Annotated in this window: 13 protein-coding genes; 5 read left to right on the forward strand and 8 right to left on the reverse strand. The window is 71.8% G+C overall.

Annotated features, from left to right (window positions below; translation table 11 throughout):
• Positions 1-2 precede the first annotated feature (2 nt).
• Positions 3-1253 carry an iron uptake transporter deferrochelatase/peroxidase subunit gene (efeB, locus tag Amac_RS10905; RefSeq protein WP_155354215.1) on the forward strand — a complete coding sequence of 417 codons (1251 nt, stop codon included), beginning with the start codon at positions 3-5 and terminating at the stop codon, positions 1251-1253.
• Here the strand turns inward: efeB and Amac_RS10910 are convergent.
• Both Amac_RS10910 and Amac_RS10915 read right to left on the reverse strand, forming a co-directional pair.
• On the reverse strand, positions 1246-2235 hold the full coding sequence (locus tag Amac_RS10910) for an aldo/keto reductase (protein ID WP_155354216.1): 990 nt from the start codon (positions 2233-2235) through the stop codon (positions 1246-1248). The two genes, efeB and Amac_RS10910, sit on opposite strands and share 8 nt — an antisense overlap.
• Positions 2236-2307: 72 nt before the next feature.
• Positions 2308-4269 (reverse strand): CehA/McbA family metallohydrolase, encoded by a 1962-nt coding sequence (locus Amac_RS10915; protein WP_246268242.1) that lies wholly within the window; start codon positions 4267-4269, stop codon positions 2308-2310.
• 216 nt (positions 4270-4485) lie between these two features.
• Here Amac_RS10915 and Amac_RS10920 point away from each other — a divergent pair, with 216 nt between their 5' ends.
• The 4 genes from Amac_RS10920 to Amac_RS10935 are packed head-to-tail and all read left to right on the forward strand — an operon-like array spanning position 4486 to position 8754.
• Complete coding sequence (locus tag Amac_RS10920) at positions 4486-5550, forward strand: hypothetical protein (RefSeq protein WP_155354217.1); 1065 nt, start codon at positions 4486-4488, stop codon at positions 5548-5550.
• Positions 5551-5577: 27 nt separating this feature from the next.
• A complete protein-coding gene (locus Amac_RS10925) occupies positions 5578-6669 on the forward strand; it encodes a toxic anion resistance protein (RefSeq protein WP_246268243.1) in 1092 nt (363 codons plus the stop codon).
• Positions 6666-8174, forward strand: a complete 1509-nt coding sequence (locus Amac_RS10930) for a substrate-binding domain-containing protein (RefSeq protein ID WP_155354218.1) — start codon at positions 6666-6668, stop codon at positions 8172-8174. The genes Amac_RS10925 and Amac_RS10930 overlap by 4 nt, the downstream gene beginning before the upstream one ends.
• Positions 8161-8754 (forward strand): hypothetical protein, encoded by a 594-nt coding sequence (locus tag Amac_RS10935; RefSeq protein WP_155354219.1) that lies wholly within the window; start codon positions 8161-8163, stop codon positions 8752-8754. The genes Amac_RS10930 and Amac_RS10935 overlap by 14 nt, the downstream gene beginning before the upstream one ends.
• On the opposite strand, the gene meaB is transcribed toward Amac_RS10935, so the two are convergent.
• The 6 genes from meaB to Amac_RS10965 all read right to left on the reverse strand — a co-directional run bounded on the left by meaB (position 8718) and on the right by Amac_RS10965 (position 16499).
• Entirely contained in the window at positions 8718-9671 is a 954-nt protein-coding gene (meaB, locus tag Amac_RS10940; protein WP_155354220.1) for a methylmalonyl Co-A mutase-associated GTPase MeaB, read from the reverse strand. The genes Amac_RS10935 and meaB overlap by 37 nt on opposite strands.
• The gene (scpA, locus tag Amac_RS10945; protein ID WP_155354221.1) at positions 9668-11776 is read right to left on the reverse strand and encodes a methylmalonyl-CoA mutase; all 2109 of its coding nucleotides are present in this window, start codon (positions 11774-11776) and stop codon (positions 9668-9670) included. The genes meaB and scpA overlap by 4 nt, the downstream gene beginning before the upstream one ends.
• A complete protein-coding gene (locus Amac_RS10950) occupies positions 11773-13506 on the reverse strand; it encodes a methylmalonyl-CoA mutase subunit beta (protein ID WP_155354222.1) in 1734 nt (577 codons plus the stop codon). Before Amac_RS10950 ends, scpA begins: the two co-directional genes overlap by 4 nt.
• A 59-nt stretch (positions 13507-13565) precedes the next feature.
• A complete protein-coding gene (locus tag Amac_RS10955; RefSeq protein WP_155354223.1) occupies positions 13566-14333 on the reverse strand; it encodes a peptidoglycan recognition protein family protein in 768 nt (255 codons plus the stop codon).
• 83 nt (positions 14334-14416) lie between these two features.
• The gene (gene mtnA / locus Amac_RS10960) at positions 14417-15361 is read right to left on the reverse strand and encodes an S-methyl-5-thioribose-1-phosphate isomerase (RefSeq protein WP_155354224.1); all 945 of its coding nucleotides are present in this window, start codon (positions 15359-15361) and stop codon (positions 14417-14419) included.
• Between the two features lie 10 nt (positions 15362-15371).
• Complete coding sequence (locus tag Amac_RS10965) at positions 15372-16499, reverse strand: amidase (protein WP_155354225.1); 1128 nt, start codon at positions 16497-16499, stop codon at positions 15372-15374.
• Positions 16500-16699: the final 200 nt, after the last annotated feature.

Raw genomic sequence — 16699 nt, forward strand, 5'->3', positions numbered from 1 at the left:
ATATGCCGGGCATCAGCCGCCGGAAACTGTTCGGCCTCGGCGCGGCCGGGGTGGCCGCCGCGGGGGCGGGCACGCTGGCGGTGGCGTCCCTGCCGGAGGAGGCCGCCCCCGCGCGGACCGGGTCGGCCTCCGACCCGGTGCCGTTCTACGGCGAGCACCAGGCCGGGATCGTCACGCCCGCCCAGGACCGCCTGCATTTCGTGGCCTTCGACGTCACCACGAAGGACCGCGCCGAGCTGGTGGACCTGCTGCAGGAGTGGACGTCCGCCGCCGCCCGGATGACCCAGGGCCAGGACGCCGGGACGTTCGGCGCGGTCGGCGGCGTGCCTGAGGCCCCGCCGGACGACACCGGCGAGGCCCTGGGCTTGCCCGCCTCCGGGCTGACCCTGACGATCGGCTTCGGCCCGTCCCTGTTCGACGGCCGGTTCGGGCTGGCCGACCGCAAGCCGGCGGCCCTGGCCGAGCTGCCCAAGTTCCCCGGCGAGGCGCTGCTGCCGGAGATCTCCGGCGGCGACCTGTGCGTGCAGGCGTGCGCGCACGACCCGCAGGTGGCCGTGCACGCGATCCGCAACCTGGCCAGGATCGGCTTCGGCAAGGTGTCGGTGCGCTACTCCCAGCTCGGTTTCGGCCGGACCTCCTCGACCTCGCGGGCCCAGGCCACGCCGCGCAACCTGATGGGCTTCAAGGACGGCACGGCCAACCTGAAGCTGGAGGACACCGACATGCTCCGCGACCACCTGTGGGTGGCCGAGGAGGACGGCGCGGCCTGGATGGCCGGGGGTAGCTACCTGGTCACCCGCAAGATCAGGATGCACATCGAGACCTGGGACCGCACCTCGCTCACCGAGCAGGAGGCGATCTTCGGCCGCACCAAGGGCGAGGGCGCCGCCCACGGCATGGCGAAGGAGTTCGACGAGCCCGACTTCGCGAAGAAGGGTCCCGACGGCCAGCCCTTGATCGCCGACATCGCGCACGTCAAGCTCGCGCACCCGTCCAGCCACGGCGGGGCGCGCCTGCTCCGCCGCGGCTACAACTTCGTGGACGGCTCCGACGGCCTGGGCCGCCTGGACGCCGGGCTGTTCTTCATCGCCTACCAGCGCGACCCGCACCGCCAGTTCGTCCCCGTGCAGCTGGCGCTGGCCCGGCAGGACGTGCTCAACGAGTACATCAAGCACGTCTCCAGCGGCCTGTTCGCGATCCCGCCCGGGGTGCGGGACGCCGGCGACTACTGGGGCCGGACCCTGTTCAGCTGACTCCGGCCGCGTCCAGCCGGGCCCGCTGCGCCACGGTCAGGTCCAGGTCGACCGCGCCCAGCGCCTCGTCCAGCTGGGCCACGGAGGAGCAGCCGACCAGCGGCAGCACCGGGATCTCCCCGCCCATCAGCCAGGCCAGCACCACCTGGTTGACGGTCGCCCCCGTCTCCGCCGCGATCTCGGCGACCGCGGCCAGCCTCGGCTCCTTGCCCGGCCCGTCAAGCCCCGCGTCGAGCCGGTCCGCCCGGACGTAGCCGCCCCTGAGCAGCGGCCCGTACGCCACCAGCGTCAGCTCGGGGTTCTCCCGCACATAGCTGAGCAGATCCCCGCTGGTCGCGCCCAGGTCGCCGTCCACCGACAGCTGGGAGGGCCGGTCGGTACGGCGGCGCACGTAGCTGTGCTGGTACTGGAGCACCTCGTAGCCGGGCAGGCCCGCCGCCGCCGCGAGGCTGCGCGCCCGCTCGACCCGCCAGGTCCAGTGGTTGCTCACGCCCAGCAGGCCGACCGTGCCGTCGGCGACCAGCTCCGCGAAGCCCTCCACGGTCTCCCCGAGCGGCACCCGGGTGTCCTCGATGTGCGCGTACATCAGGTGCAGCCGGTCCATGCCGAGGCGTTCCCTGCTGCGCTCCGCCGACTCCCTGATCACCTTGGCCGACAGGCCCTCGGGATTGTCGGTGTAGCTGGTGCCGGGTGCGAGCGGACGGGCGCCCACCTTGGTAGCGATGACGATCTCGTCCCCGATCCCGCGGCTGCGCCGCCAGCGGCCGAGCACGCCCTCGCTCTCGCCGCCCTGGCCGCCGTTCTCCCAGAACGCGTAGTTGCCCGAGGTGTCGATGAAGGTGCCCCCGGCCTCGACGTACCGGTCGAGGATGGCCATCGACGTGGGCTCGTCGGTGGCGGTGCCGAACAACATCGCGCCGAGGCTGAGCACGCTCACCTCGCGGCGGGTGTCCGGGTTCGTGCCGATTGTGCGGTATCTCATCCGGATTCCTCTCCCGCGCCCGAGCCAGATCGGGCGCTGGATGGAAGTCTGGGAGCTGGAGCGCGCTCCAAGTCAAACCCGGGAACGGTAGACGGCCGTCGCCTTCTCGATCAGGTCGAGGTGGTCGCGGAGCTGGTCGGGCGAGTCGAGGCGGGCGTGCTCGCGGACGGTGCCCGCCAGCAGGGTGAGCCACTCCAGGCACCAGCGCACGTCCTCGGCCCGGGCCACGTGGCGTCCGGCCACGTCCAGGTAGACCGGGCTGGTGTGGGCGTACACCTCGCGGTGGAGGGATCGGGGGTGGCGCCCGCCGGAAGCCGCGGCGACGACATAGGTGGGTTCCAGGACGTCGAGGGTGGCCGACAGCTCACCGGCGGGGCCGACGGCGAGCAGGCCGCCCGCGGTGTGCAGTTCGAGGCGCTCCACCTCGGGACCGATGGTGCGGGCGGTGACGGTGACCCGGTCGCCGGGCCGCAGGTGCAGGGTGTCGCCGACGTCGCAGGCGACGCCGGTGTTCTCGTCGGTCACGCGGAGTTCGAGCCAGGGACCGGTCGTGGCGAAGGTCCGGCCGTGCCGTACGGCGTTCGCGAACGACTCGGCGGAGAGGGGGCCGCCGAGGCGCGCGTAGACGCGTTCCCAGCCGGGCGGGCTGGAGACGGTGTCCTGCCGGGTGAAGGAGAGCATGGTGTCGGTGCCCGCCAGGGCCGCCAGGCGGTTGCCCGCGCCGATCAGGCGGCGGTAGACGCTCACCGTGCCGGAGATCTCGGAGAAGTGCAGCAGCTCCATGCCGTCCACCAGGCCGAGCGCGGCGTCCACGACCAGGGCGCGGGCGTCGCAGTTGCGCTCGCCGGAGCCGGTGATCTCGCGGGCCTCCAGGATCGGGCCGTGGAAGGGGTGCGCGTAGCCGAGCACGGCCCGCAGTTCCTTCAGCTCGCCGCAGGCGGCGCCGTTGGGCGGCCAGTCGGCCTGGCCGAGGAAGCCGGTGTGGTAGATCGACGGGGGCGCGGTCAGGCCGAACGCGTGCACGTGGCCGAGCAGGTCGTTGCGGTATTCGACGCCCATCCTGGCCACGTGCGAGGCGTCCGACCAGGGCAGGTCGCGGCCCGCCCAGTGCTGCAGCGCCTCGCGGTCGTAGACGCGCTCGCCGGAGACGTTCCCGGCGACCAGGTTGAGCACGTGCAGGTCCTCGCCGTGCTGCATGGCGGCGGCCGCGGCGGGGGTGGCCACGATGTCCCCGGCCCAGTTGAGGTGCACGTGCAGGTCCGCGCCGTACCAGCCGCGGGCGGCGGCGTCGTAGAGGCGCTCGGGGGCCAGTTCGACCAGGGTCTCCCGCCAGGGGGCGGGGTGCACGGCGGCCTCGGCGGTGCCGTACTCCATGCCGCGGCAGGACCGCACGGTGAGGGGTTCGGCGGGGACGTCCAGCACCAGGTCGTCGCCGTGGAAGAACGGCACGCCGTGGTAGTCGCGGCGGCGGTCGGCGCCCGCCGGATACCACCCCTGGCCGTCGGTGGTGGTGACGCTCCACCGGCACGGGAAGCCCGCCCGGAGCCGCAGCCGGGCGGGCACGGCGGCCCTGGTCAGCACGGACAGGTCCACCTCCTCCCCGGACACGGTGAGGGTGCTGCCGGTGGTGATCTCGATCAGCCGGGCCCCGCCGGCCGGGACGAGATGGGTCTGGCCGTCCACGCGGACGGGCGTCGCCGTGTCGCGGGCGGAGTCGATCAGCAGCACGCACGGCAGCGGGTGCTCGGAGAGCACGGCCAGCGGGCGGGCCTCCAGGCGGAGCCCGGCGGGGAGCAGCCGCAGGACGGTCAGCCCGTCCGGCGTGGGATGGCCGTCCAGCGCGTCCCGGAACGCCCGGTCCAGGTCCGGCTCTTTGGACATCTGGTACGCCTCATCCGGGAACCGGAGGAAGCTCATCATTCGCACGTAACCCAGCGGTGGTTCCCCCCAGGTGATGCCGTGTTCGGCCAGCAGCGTGCGGTACTCCGCCAGCGCTCTGGCCACGACCGGCGGCAGCATCGGATCGCGGTACACGTTCGCCTCCCCGTAGTCGAAAACCCAAGCATCGTCACATCAGGCCAGGACTGAAAAAATGCAATCGTGCGTTCTGGAGGGGTTCTCTGCGCCCGGGTGGGATAACAGGCAGCCCCGGGGGGAGTCGACCCCCCAATTACCCCAAAATGAACACGCGCTGAATTCTGTCTTTCGGACCCACCGGGCAAAGCGGGCGGTCACATAATTCAGGGTGAGATGAGTAGTAGACGCTGGATTGGCGCCGTGCTGGCGCTCCTGCTCTGCGGCGGGGTCGCCGCCGCCCTGGTGCTGGGGAACCGGGAGGGCTCGGAGCTCACCGTGGTGCGCGGGGTGATCGGTTCGGAGAAGAAGCCGTTCTTCGACGACCCGGAGGTCAAGGCCGCCTTCGCCCGGCACGGGCTGCGGGTCGAGGTGGACACGGCCGGGTCGCGGGAGATCGCGAGTTCGGTGGATCTGAGCGGGTACGCGTTCGCGTTCCCGTCGAGCGTGCCGGCCGCCGAGAAGATCAAGAAGGATCGCGGGGCGAGCGTGACGTTCTCCCCGTTCCACTCGCCGATGAGCGTGGCGACCTTCGAACCGATCGTGGACGCCCTGACGCGGGCGGGCGTGGTCACCGGCGAAACCCTCGATATCCGGAAATATCTTGATTTGGTGGCGAAGGGGACTCGGTGGGATTCTTTGCCGGGTTCGTCGTATAAGGCGCGTAAGCGGGTCCTGCTGACGACCACCGATATCCGTACCTCCAACTCGGCCGCTATGTACCTGGCGATGACCAGCTATGTCGCTAACGGCGACGATGTCGTGACATCGGCGGAACAGTCGGGGAAGGTGGCCGAGGCGGTGGCGCCGCTCTTCCTCGACCAGGGCTACTCCGAGTCGACGACCGAGGCGCCCTTCGAGGACTATCTCGCCATGGGCATGGGCAAGACGCCCATGGTCGTGATCTACGAGGCCCAGTACGCGGCGCACCTGTTCGCCGCCGACGGCGCGATCCGCCCGGAGATGCGCCTGCTGTACCCCTCGCCGACCGTGCTCAGCAAGCACACCCTGGTCCCCTTCGACGAGCCGGCCACCCGGGTCGGCCGCCTGCTCACCGAGGACCCCGAGTTCGCCGCCCTCGCCGCCCGGTACGGCTTCCGCACCGCGAACCCCCAGGTCTTCGCCAACCTCGCCAAGAACACCCCGCTCACCACGAACCTCGTCAACGTGGTCGAGCCCCCGACATATGACCACTTGGAGCAGCTCATCTCGTTGATCGAGGAGCGCTACCTCAAGCCGTAGAAGCCGTAGAAGCCGTGAGGATCCCTGTTGGACCTAGTACTGACCCCGCCCGACCCGGTTCCGCCGGTGCCCGCCGAGAAGGCCGCCTCGATGCTGCCGATCCCGGCCGACCGCGCCGCCGAGCTCGCCGAGCGGGCCCGCGGATTCGCCGCGGAGCTGGCCGCGATGGACCCGCGCGCGCCGGAGTTCACCCGCAAGGTCGCGGGCATCACCGCCATGGGCGACACCGAGATCCGCTCGTCCGCCCAGGTGGCCAACCGCATGCTGAAACGCCCGGTGGCGAGCGCCTCCGGACCGGTCCCCGGCCAGCTGGTCGCCCTGCGCCGCACGATCGTCGACTTAGACCCCCGCCAGGCCACCGGCGCCCGCAAGTTCCTCGGCCTCATCCCCGCCGGTCTGCGCGACTATTTCGCGAAATTTCACAGCGCGCAGAAGCATCTGGACGACATCGTCCGCGCCCTCAAATCCGGCCAGGACGAGCTGCTGAAGGACAACGCCGCGATCGAGGGCGAGCGCCGCGTGCTCTGGGAGTCGATGCTGAAACTCCAGGAGTACGCGACGCTGGCCGCCGCCCTGGACGCCGAGCTGGAGAACCACCTGCTCACCGCCGACGAGGAGCACGCGGTCGCGCTCCGCTCCGACGCCCTGTTCGGCGTGCGCCAGAAACACCAGGACCTGCTCACCCAGCTCGCCGTCTCCGCGCAGGGCTACCTCGCCCTCGACCTGGTGCGCAAGAACAACCTGGAACTCATCAAGGGCGTGGACCGCGCCACGACCACCACGATCGCGGCCCTGCGCACCGCCGTCACGGTGGCCCAGGCCCTGGCCGGGCAGAAACTGGTCCTGGACCAGATCAGCGCCCTCAACCAGACCACCTCCGACCTGATCGTGGCGACCAGCGAGCTGCTGCGCACGCAGGCCGCCGAGATCCAGACCCAGAGCGCCTCGACCACGGTCAACCTGGACTCGCTGCGCCGCGCGTTCGACAACATCTACGCCACCATCGACATGATCGACACCTTCCGCGCGCAGGCCACCGAGAACATGGCGACCACCGTGTCGAGCCTCACCGTGGAGCTGGAACACGCGCAGACGTACCTGGCCAGGAGCGCCGAATGACCCGTCTGGCCCGCGTGATCTGCGTGGTTTTAGCCGCCTTCGCGCTGCTGGCGAGCGCGGCCTGCTCCGGCGAGGAGGACACCTTCCGCATCCTCGCCGGAAGCGAGGTCAAAGACCTGGAACCCCTGCTCAAGGAGTCCGGGCTGAACGTGGAGCTCACCTACACCGGCACCCTGGACGGCGCCGAGCAGGTGGCGAGCGGCGGCGCGGACGGCCGCTACGACGCGATCTGGTTCTCCTCCAACCGCTACCTGTCGCTGATCGACGGCGCGCGGGAACGGCTGTCCACCCAGACCAAGGTCATGGTCTCCCCGGTCGTGCTCGGCCTGAAGCCGGCCAAGGCCAAAGAACTGGGCTGGGACACCGCTCCCCCGTCGTGGTCGGACATCGCGGCCGCGGCGACGCAGGGCCGGTTCACCTTCGGCATGACCAACCCGGCCTCCTCCAACTCCGGCTTCTCCGCGCTCGTGGGCGTGGCGGCGGCGCTGTCGGACGCCGACGAGGCGCTCAGCGCGGAGCAGATCGACGCGGTCACCCCGAAGCTGAAGGGGTTCTTCTCGGCTCAGCGGCTGACCTCGGGCTCCTCCGGCTGGCTGGCCGACGCGTACGCCCGCAGCCCCGGCGTGGACGGCCTGATCAACTACGAGTCCGTGCTGCGGGGCATGAACCTCACCCTGATCTACCCGAGCGACGGCGTGGTCTCCGCCGACTACCCGCTGACCCTGCTGACGGCCTCCCCCAACAAGGCCGCCTACGACGAGCTCGCCGCCTGGTTGCGCACCCCGGACACTCAGCGGAAGATCATGACCACCACGTTCCGGCGGCCGATCGTGCCCGGCATCGGCACCGCGCAGCCCGTCCTGGAGCTGCCGTTCCCGAACCGGCGCTCGGCGGCCGACGAGCTGATCGCCGCGTACCTGAACGAGGTGCGGGTGCCCGCGCGGGCCAGGTTCGTGCTGGACACCTCGGGCTCCATGGAGGGCGACCGGATCGCCGCGCTGCGCCAGGCCCTGGTCACCCTGACCGGCGCGGACACCTCGGCCTCCGGCACGTTCTCCCGGTTCCGCAACCGCGAGGCGGTCACCATGATCCCCTTCAACGACGCGCCGCTGCCGCCCCGCGCGTTCACGCTGCCGGAACGGGACCCGGAGGCGGCGCTGGCCGAGATCCGCTCGTTCGCCGAGAGCCTCCAGGCCGGGGGCGGCACGGCCATCTTCGACGCGCTCCGCACCGCATACCAGGAGCCGGTGGAGCCGGGCCACTACACCTCGATCGTGCTGATGACCGACGGCGAGAACACCGACGGCTCCGGCGCCGGGGACTTCGACGCCTTCTTCCGCGGGCTCCCGGAGGAGCAGCGCAGGGTGCCCACCTTCGTCGTCCTGTTCGGCGACAGCGACGTGGATGAGATGACCCGGATCGCCGAGCTCACCGGCGGCGCGGTGTTCGACGCGCGCACCGGTTCGCTGGCCGCCGCCTTCAAGGAAATCCGTGGCTACCAGTAACCGGGTGCTGACCTACCTGGGCTCCACGAAGAACATCGTCGGCTCGATCCTCGCCCTGATCGGCGTCGGCCTGGTCTTCGCGGGCGTCGCGGGCGCGTTCTGGCCGGTGGTCGTCGCCGGTCTGTACGGCATCGGCGCCCTGCTCGCCCCGCCCGACCGCACCCGCGTGGTGCTCTCGCACGCCGAGGTCGAGACCGCCGAGCTGCGCGCGGACCTCGACACGCTGCTCGCCGGGCTTCCCGGGCGGTTTCCGGACGATGTGCTGCGGCAGGCGTACGAGCTGGGCGGGCTGCTCAAAGAGGTGCTGGACCGCGCGGAGGTGCTCACCACCGCGCCCGACCAGCTGCACGTGGTGTCGCAGACGATCCGCGACTACCTGCCCACCAGCCTCAACGCCTACGCCAACCTGCCGGTGTCCCGCCGCCCGGCCGCCCACGCCGAGCTCCTGGGGCAGCTGGAGCTGCTCCGAGCCGGTCTCGGCAGGGTGGCCGACGCCGTCTACCAGGGCGACGAGCAGGCCCTGAAAGCCCAGAGCCGCTTCCTTCAGGACCGGTTCGGCGGTTCCGAACTCGACCTGTAGAGCAGGTCGGCGGCCTGGACGGGCGTGAGCGTGCCGTCCAGGACCTGGGCCTCCACCAGCGGGGCGAGTGCGTCGGTGCGCTCCCGGAGATCGGCGAGCACCCGGTCCCGCACCATCGCCCAGGTCCAGTCGACGGCCTGGCGCTGGCGTTTGGCGACCAGGTCGGTCCGCTCCTGATGGCGGAGCACCTGCGCCCACAGCTCCTCGAGTCCGGCGCCGGTGAGGCCGCTGCAGGTGAGCACCGGTGTCTCGGACCGGATGAGCCGCAGCGCGCCACTGAGCTCGCGCGCGGCCCGCTTGGCGGACATCTCGTGCTCCCCGTCGGCCTTGTTGACCGCGATCACGTCGGCCAGCTCCAGCACGCCCTTCTTGATGCCCTGCAGCTGGTCGCCGGTGCGGGCCAGGGTGAGCAGCAGGAAGGTGTCCACCATCTCGGCCACGGCGGTCTCCGACTGGCCGACGCCGACGGTCTCCACCAGGACGGTGTCGTACCCGGCGGCCTCGACCACGACCATCGCCTCCCGGGTGGCCTTGGCCACGCCGCCGAGGGTGCCCGCCGTCGGGGACGGGCGGATGAACGCCTTCGGGTCCACGGCCAGCCGCGCCATCCTGGTCTTGTCGCCGAGGATGCTGCCGCCCGACCGGGTGGAGGACGGGTCCACCGCGAGCACGGCGACCTGGGCGTCCAGGCCGGTCAGGTGCGTGCCCAGCGCCTCGATGAAGGTGGACTTGCCGACCCCGGGCACGCCGCTGATCCCCACCCGGCGCGCCTTGCCCGCGTGCGGCGCCAGCTCGGCGAGCAGCTCCTGGGCGAGCTCCCGGTGGTCGGCCCGGGTGGACTCGACCAGGGTGATCGCGCGCGCGATGCCCCGGCGCGAGCCCGACAGCACGCCGTCCGCGTAGGCCCGCACGCTCATCGGCGCAGCTGTCGCAGCAGGTCCAGGGCCGCCTCGGCGATCACCGTACCGGGCGGGAAGATCGCCGCGGCCCCGGCGGCGCGCAGCGCCTCGAAGTCGCCGGGCGGGATCACGCCGCCGACCGCGACCATGATGTCGCCCGCGCCCAGCTCGTCCAGGGCCTTCTTCAGCGCGGGCACCAGGGTCAGATGGCCGGCCGCGAGCGAGGAGACGCCGACGATGTGCACGTCGGCCTCGACCGCCTGCCGGGCGACCTCCTCCGGCGTCTGGAACAGCGGGCCGACGTCCACGTCGAAGCCGAGGTCGGCGAAGCCGGTGGCGATCACCTTCTGGCCGCGGTCGTGGCCGTCCTGGCCCATCTTGGCGACCAGGATGCGCGGGCGGCGGCCCTGCTCGCGGGCGAACTCCTCGCAGGCGGCGCGCACCTCGTCCACGCCGGATCCCACTTCCTCCCGATACACCCCGGTGATGGTGTGGATCCGCGCCTCGTGCCGCCCGAACACCTTCTCCAGCGCGTCGGAGATCTCCCCCACGGTGGCCTTCGCCCTGGCCGCGTCCACGGCCAGCTCGAGCAGGTTCTCGGTGCCGGCGGCGGCCTTGCCGAGCGCGTCGAGGGCGGCGGCGACCTCGGCGGGCGAGCGTTCCTCGCGCAGCCGGCGCAGCTTGGCCAGCTGCTGGTCGCGCACCGAGGTGTTGTCCACCTTGAGCACCTCGATCGGCTCGTCCGCCTCAGGCCGGTAGCGGTTGACGCCGATGACCGGCTGGCGGCCGGAGTCGATCCTGGCCTGGGTGCGCGCCGCCGCCTCCTCGATGCGCAGCTTGGGCAGGCCCTTGTCGATGGCGCGGGCCATGCCGCCGAACTCCTCCACCTCCTGGATGTGCGTCCAGGCGCGTTCCGCCAGCTCGGCGGTGAGGCGCTCGACGTAGTAGGAGCCGCCCCAGGGGTCGATGACCCGGGTCGTGCCGGACTCCTGCTGGAGCAGCAGCTGGGTGTTGCGGGCGATTCTGGCGGAGAAGTCGGTGGGCAGGGCGAGCGCCTCGTCCAGCGCGTTGGTGTGCAGCGACTGGGTGTGGCCCTGGGTGGCGGCCATCGCCTCCACGCAGGTGCGTACCACGTTGTTGAAGACGTCCTGGGCGGTGAGCGACCAGCCGGAGGTCTGCGAGTGGGTGCGCAGCGAGAGTGATTTCGGGTTCTTGGCGCCGAAGCCGCGGACCAGCTCCGCCCAGAGCAAGCGGGCGGCGCGCAGCTTGGCGACCTCCATGAAGAAGTTCATGCCGATGCACCAGAAGAACGACAGGCGCGGCGCGAACGTGTCCACGTCCATGCCCGCCGCGACCCCCGCGCGCAGGTATTCGACCCCGTCCGCCAGGGTGTAGGCGAGCTCCAGGTCGCAGGTGGCCCCCGCCTCCTGGATGTGGTAGCCGGAGATGGAGATCGAGTTGAACTTGGGCATGCGGGCGGAGGTGTAGGCGAAGATGTCGGAGATGATCCGCATCGACGGGCCCGGCGGGTAGATGTAGGTGTTGCGGACCATGAACTCCTTGAGGATGTCGTTCTGGATGGTCCCCTGCAGCTGCTCCGGCGCGACGCCCTGCTCCTCGGCGGCCACGATGTAGAGCGCCAGGATGGGCAGCACGGCGCCGTTCATGGTCATCGAGACTGACATCTTGTCCAGCGGGATGCCGTCGAAGAGCTGGCGCATGTCGTAGATGGAGTCGATGGCCACGCCCGCCATGCCGACGTCGCCCGCCACCCGCGGATGGTCGGAGTCGTAGCCGCGGTGGGTGGCCAGGTCGAACGCGACCGACAGGCCCTTCTGCCCGGCGGCCAGGTTGCGGCGGTAGAAGGCGTTGGACTCCTCGGCGGTGGAGAATCCGGCGTACTGGCGGATCGTCCACGGCTGGTTGACGTACATGGTCGGGTACGGCCCGCGCAGGTACGGCGCGATCCCCGGATAGGTCGGCAGGTAGCCGGGGAGGTCGGCGGCGTCGTAGCGGGCCTTCACGGCGATGCCCTCGGGCGTGTCCCAGGGTTCCGCGTCCGGGACGGGGAGGTGGTCCTTCCCGATGCCGAGCCCGATGCCGGAGAAATCAGGAATGCTCATCGGGTGTCTCCCTTCACGTCGATGCCCAGGTCGGCGAATGTCTTTCCGAGCACGTCCAGGGCGTCGCCGCCGGCGCGGATCGTGCCGTCCACTCCGGCGTACTCGCCCTTGCCGGCCAGCCAGATCCGCCTCGCCCCGGCGGCGCGGAGCGCGGCGGCCACGGCTTCCGCGTGCTCGCCGTACAGGCGGTCGCTGGAGCAGATACAGGCGACCGGCGTGCCGGCGTCGCGGAAGGCCTCGGCCATCGCGGCCGGGTCGACGCCGGGGCCGCTGGTGACGGTGGCGACGCCCCCGGCGGCGAACAGGTTGGCCGCGAACGAGGCCCGCGCGGTGTGCACGGCGACCGGGCCGATCGTGGCCAGGAACACCAGCGGCCGCTGCGGCTGAGCGTCGGCCTGGTCACGCAGGGCCTCGAACTCGGCCGCGTAGCGGACCCGCCCCGGGGAGGCGGGCAGCCCGGGGCCCGGCTCGCGCACGACGGCGCGTTCGGTCAGGTTGGGGAACTCGCTGACGCCGGTGATCGGGCTCTTCCTGCGGGCGAGGTCCCGGGCCCTGGCCTCGCGGGTGCCGGCCAGCCGCTCCGGGATCAGCGTCTCGGATGCCGCCGCGAGCCCGCCCGCGCGCTCGATCTCCTGGAACCACGACCAGGCGCGTTCGGCCAGGGCGGCGGTCAGATTCTCCACATACCAGGAGCCGCCCGCCGGGTCGCTCACCCGCGCCACCCCGGCCTCCTCGACCAGCAGCGACTGGGTGTTGCGGGCGATCCTGCGGGCGAAACCGTCCGGCAGGCCGAGCACCGCGTCGAACGGCTGCACGGTCACCGCGTCCGCGCCGCCGACGCCCGCGCCGAAGCAGGCCAGCGTGGTGCGCAGCATGTTCACCCACGGATCGCGGGCGGTCATCATGGCCGAGGAGGTCACCGCGTGCTGCCGCTGCACGGCCCCCGGCACCCCGCAGACCTCGGCCACCCTGGCCCACAGGCGGCGGGCCGCCCGGAACTTGGCGATGGTGAGGAACTGGTCGGCGGTCGCCGCGTACCGGAACTCCAGCTGGCCGAAGGCCTGCTCGGCGGAGATCCCCGCGTCGGTGAGCGCGCGCAGGCCCTCCACCCCGGCCGCGATCGAGCAGCCCAGCTCCACCGCGTCCCCGGCGCCCGCGTCGTGGTACGGCAGCGCGTCCACGGTCACCGCCAGCACGGCGGGCTGCTCGGCGACGCAGCGCCGTACCAGCTCGGCCAGGCCGGGGTCGAGCGGACTAGCGCCGAGATTGCCCCCGGCCAGCGCGGTCCCGGCGGCGAGCTCCAGGAAGATCGTGGCAGCCTGCTCGGTGCGCGGCCCCGCGTCCAGGATCACCGGGGCGAGATCCAGATACACCCCGTCCAGCACGGCCGGCAGCGCGGCGGGGTCGAGCGAGGTCAGGTCCAGCCAGATCGAGGTGACCCCGTTCTCCAGGTCGGCCTGGATCGCCTCCCTGGTCACCGCCGGGTCCGGGTGCGCGTGCCGCTGCCGCACATCCCAGCCGGTGCCCGGCCGCAGCACCCGGGGGGCGGCGGGCAGCCGGTCGTAGAGGGGCGCGATCTCGATCCCGTCATACGTCCTGGAGGACAGCGCGTCCTCCGGATCGCCGCCTTCGAAGCCCGATTTGCGCAGCACGCCGAGGGCGAGCTCGCGCCACCGCTCCCGCGATCCGGGCGGGAACTCGGCGGCGAGGTCAACAGGTGACACCGTCATGCACGGATGCTAAGCCGAGCGCGACCCCGATGACGCCAGTGGGGTGCGGTATCGGCGCGTCACGGCTTCGCGTCGAACGAAGCCTCCCAGGTCAGGCGGCCCACGATGCCGTCATCGTCAAGATCTACCCGGCGCTGGAAGGTCTTGCAGACGTCCCGGGAGCGCTGGCCGTACGTGCCGTCCGCGTCGAGTTCGAAGCCGATGCGCTTCATCTGGGTCTGCCAGGTTCGCACGTCGTCGCCCCGCATCACCGGCGGGAACTTCAGCAGCCGTCCCGGCCAGGGCGGCGTGCCGGGCTCCGCCGGAGGGTCGCCGCCGCCGGGCCGGGGCGCGCCCCGCTGAACCCAGGCGTACAGCGGGCCGCCCGGGCAGTCGGTGGAGTAGCCGTCCCGATGCCCCTTGATCTCCCGTCCCGCGCCGCCTTCGGCCCGCAGGTACTCGATCGCGTCCAGGATGCCGTGCAGGATCTCGTCGGTGGGCTCGACCAGGCCGGCGTTGCCCACCAGGCCGAGCACGGCGTAGTGACCGGAGTTGAGCCCGGCCCCGTTGGCGGCGGGCACGTGCTTGGGCCCGCGACCGGCGAAGACCTTACGGTGCGGGCAGGCTACCATCGAGTAACCGATATCTATCCAGCCATTTCCATCCATGTGGAAATTCTGAATTGATTTCACCATTGCCACGCATTTGGCGTGATCGGTGATGATGGCCGGATCGACGCGCCCGCCCGTGTAGTGCACTTTCACGCCGCGCGTCGAACTGAGCGGCGAATAGGACCCCTTCGGGGCTCGCGCGCCCCAGGCATTGCGGGTCACGAGGTCGATGGCCACGAAGATCTCCTGTATCTGGTGCGGTATCCGAGCGTATTGCGGAACGGTCTACAACAGTGCCTATTTGGCCGAATCCGCATGTGTTACGGCGTCTCGCCGCGATCCAGGCGAATCACCCGGCGGTCGGTGACGATCGCGGTGATCAGGTCGGCGGGGGTGACGTCGAAGGCCGGGTTGAGCGCCTGGGTTCCGTCGGGCGCGATCTTCACGCCGCCGAGGGAGACGACCTCGGCCGCGCCGCGGTCCTCGATGTGGATGGCGTCGCCGGTGGGAGTGGCCAGGTCGATCGTGGTCTCGGGGGCGATGACCAGGAACGGGACCCCGGCGCGGCAGGCGCCGAGGGCGAGCGAATAGGAGCCGATCTTGTTGGCGGTGTCGCCGTTGGCGGCGATCCGGTCCGCGCCGATGAGGACGGCGTCGGCGGCTCCCCTGGCCAGCAGGAAGGGTCCGGCCGAGTCGACGATCAGGCGGTGCGGCGCGCCCATCCTGGCCAGCTCCCAGGCGGTCAGCCTGGCCCCCTGGAGCAGCGGCCTGGTCTCCAGGGCGAGGGCCTCGGCGAGCACGCCGCGCTCGTGCATGGTCTGGATGACGCCGAGCGCGGTGCCGCGTTCCACGGTGGCCAGGCCGCCGGTGTTGCAGACGGTCATCACCCGGGTGGCGGCGTGCTCGGCCAGCAGGTCGGCGCCGCGTGCGCCCATGGCCAGGCAGGCCGAGAGGTCCTCGTCCCTGATCTCCAGCGCGCGGGCCAGTGGATCCGCGTTCGCCGCCGCCTGGTCGACCCCCCAGGCCAGGTTGACGGCCGTGGGCCTGGCCGCCCGCAGCGGCGCGATCGGCTCGCCGGTCCTGGCCGCGAGCGCGACGCCCATCGCGCCTGCGACTCCGAGCGCGGGCGCACCTCGGACGGCCAACCGCTGGATCGCGTCGATCAGGTCCGCGACCGTGGTGATACGCAGGTAGGTCAGCTCGCCCGGCAGCCGCGTCTGGTCGACGAGCACGATCGCGTCGTCGACCCAGTCAATCGTCCTCATAGCGGACAGCCTAGAGGCGGGCCGCCAGGTCGAAGAGCACCTCGTCGTGCCCCCGCGCCGCCATCAGCGACAGGCCGAGCGGGCGGCCGTCGAGCAGCCCGGCGGGCAGGCTGAGGGCCGGGCTGCCGGACAGCGGCGCCAGGCAGGTCAGCCGGAGCGTCATCAGCCTGCGGTCCTCGGGGCGGCCGAGCGCCGGAGCCGCGCCCGGCACGGTGGGCAGCACCAGGATCCCGCCGCCGTCGAGCAGCACCCTGATCCGGTCGGCGGCCTCGTCCAGGGCCTTGCGGGCGAGCGTGACCTCCTCCGGGGTGAGCCCTTCGCCCCGCCGGAACCGGGCGCCCACGCCGGGGCCGAACTCCGGCCGCTCCCGGATGATCCACGCGCCGTGGCAGCGCCAGGCCTGCGCCGCCTGCGCGATCGCGAACGCGTCGGTGACGTCGTGGCCGACCGGGGTGCGGTGCACCGGGAGCCCGAGCCGGGCGATCGCGGGGGCGAGCGCCGCCCCCACCCGGGGCGACTGGTCGGCCCACAGGTCGGCGGGCACGCACAGCCGGGTGGCCGTGCCGCTTCCGCTGCCGTCCAGGAGCACTCCCGCCGCCGCGCGGAGCAGGGGGAGGTCGCGGGTGAGCAGGCCCGGGACGTCGAAGGTGGGGGCGAGGGGGACGATTCCCTCGCGTGGGGCGCGGGCGTGGGTGGGGCGGAAGCCGTACAGGCCGGTGTAGGAGGCGGGGACGCGGATCGATCCCGCGGTGTCGGTCCCCAGCCCGAGATCGGCCCGCCCGGCGGCCACCGCCGCGGCCGATCCGCTGGAGGATCCCCCGCAGACATGCCCGGGCGCGGCCGGATTCTCCGGCGCGCCATAGTGCTGATTCGTCCCGCCCAGGCTGTAGGCCAGCTCGTCGGTGTGCGTCTTCCCGGCCAGTACGGCTCCCGCCGCCCGCAGCCGCGCCACCGCGACCGCGTCCTCTCCTGCCGGATCGTGCGTCTCCAGCCACCGCGGATGCCCCGCCCCCGTCGGCGTGCCCGCGACGTCGAAGACGTCCTTGACGGCCAGCCGCACCCCCGCGAGCGGCCCGGAACCCTCCTGCGACTCTGATTCTGACGGCGTTCCCCACGACACGAACGGATCGATCCCCACCCATCCTCCAAAGTGGCCAGGTCGAACGTCCCGGTTACGCTACTCCCCACTCCTATGCCAGCCCAATTTCACGTTCGGTATGCCAGAGTTTCCGGGAAGTTACACATATAATCACTGCGGCTGGCGCGCCACGTCGCGATCAACTAACGTTCGGCGCCTTCCTGCGGTGAGGTTAATTCCGGAAATTACCGGCAATTCCG

It is taken from the genome of Acrocarpospora macrocephala (assembly GCF_009687865.1).
In the GTDB taxonomy this organism is placed as follows: domain Bacteria; phylum Actinomycetota; class Actinomycetes; order Streptosporangiales; family Streptosporangiaceae; genus Acrocarpospora; species Acrocarpospora macrocephala.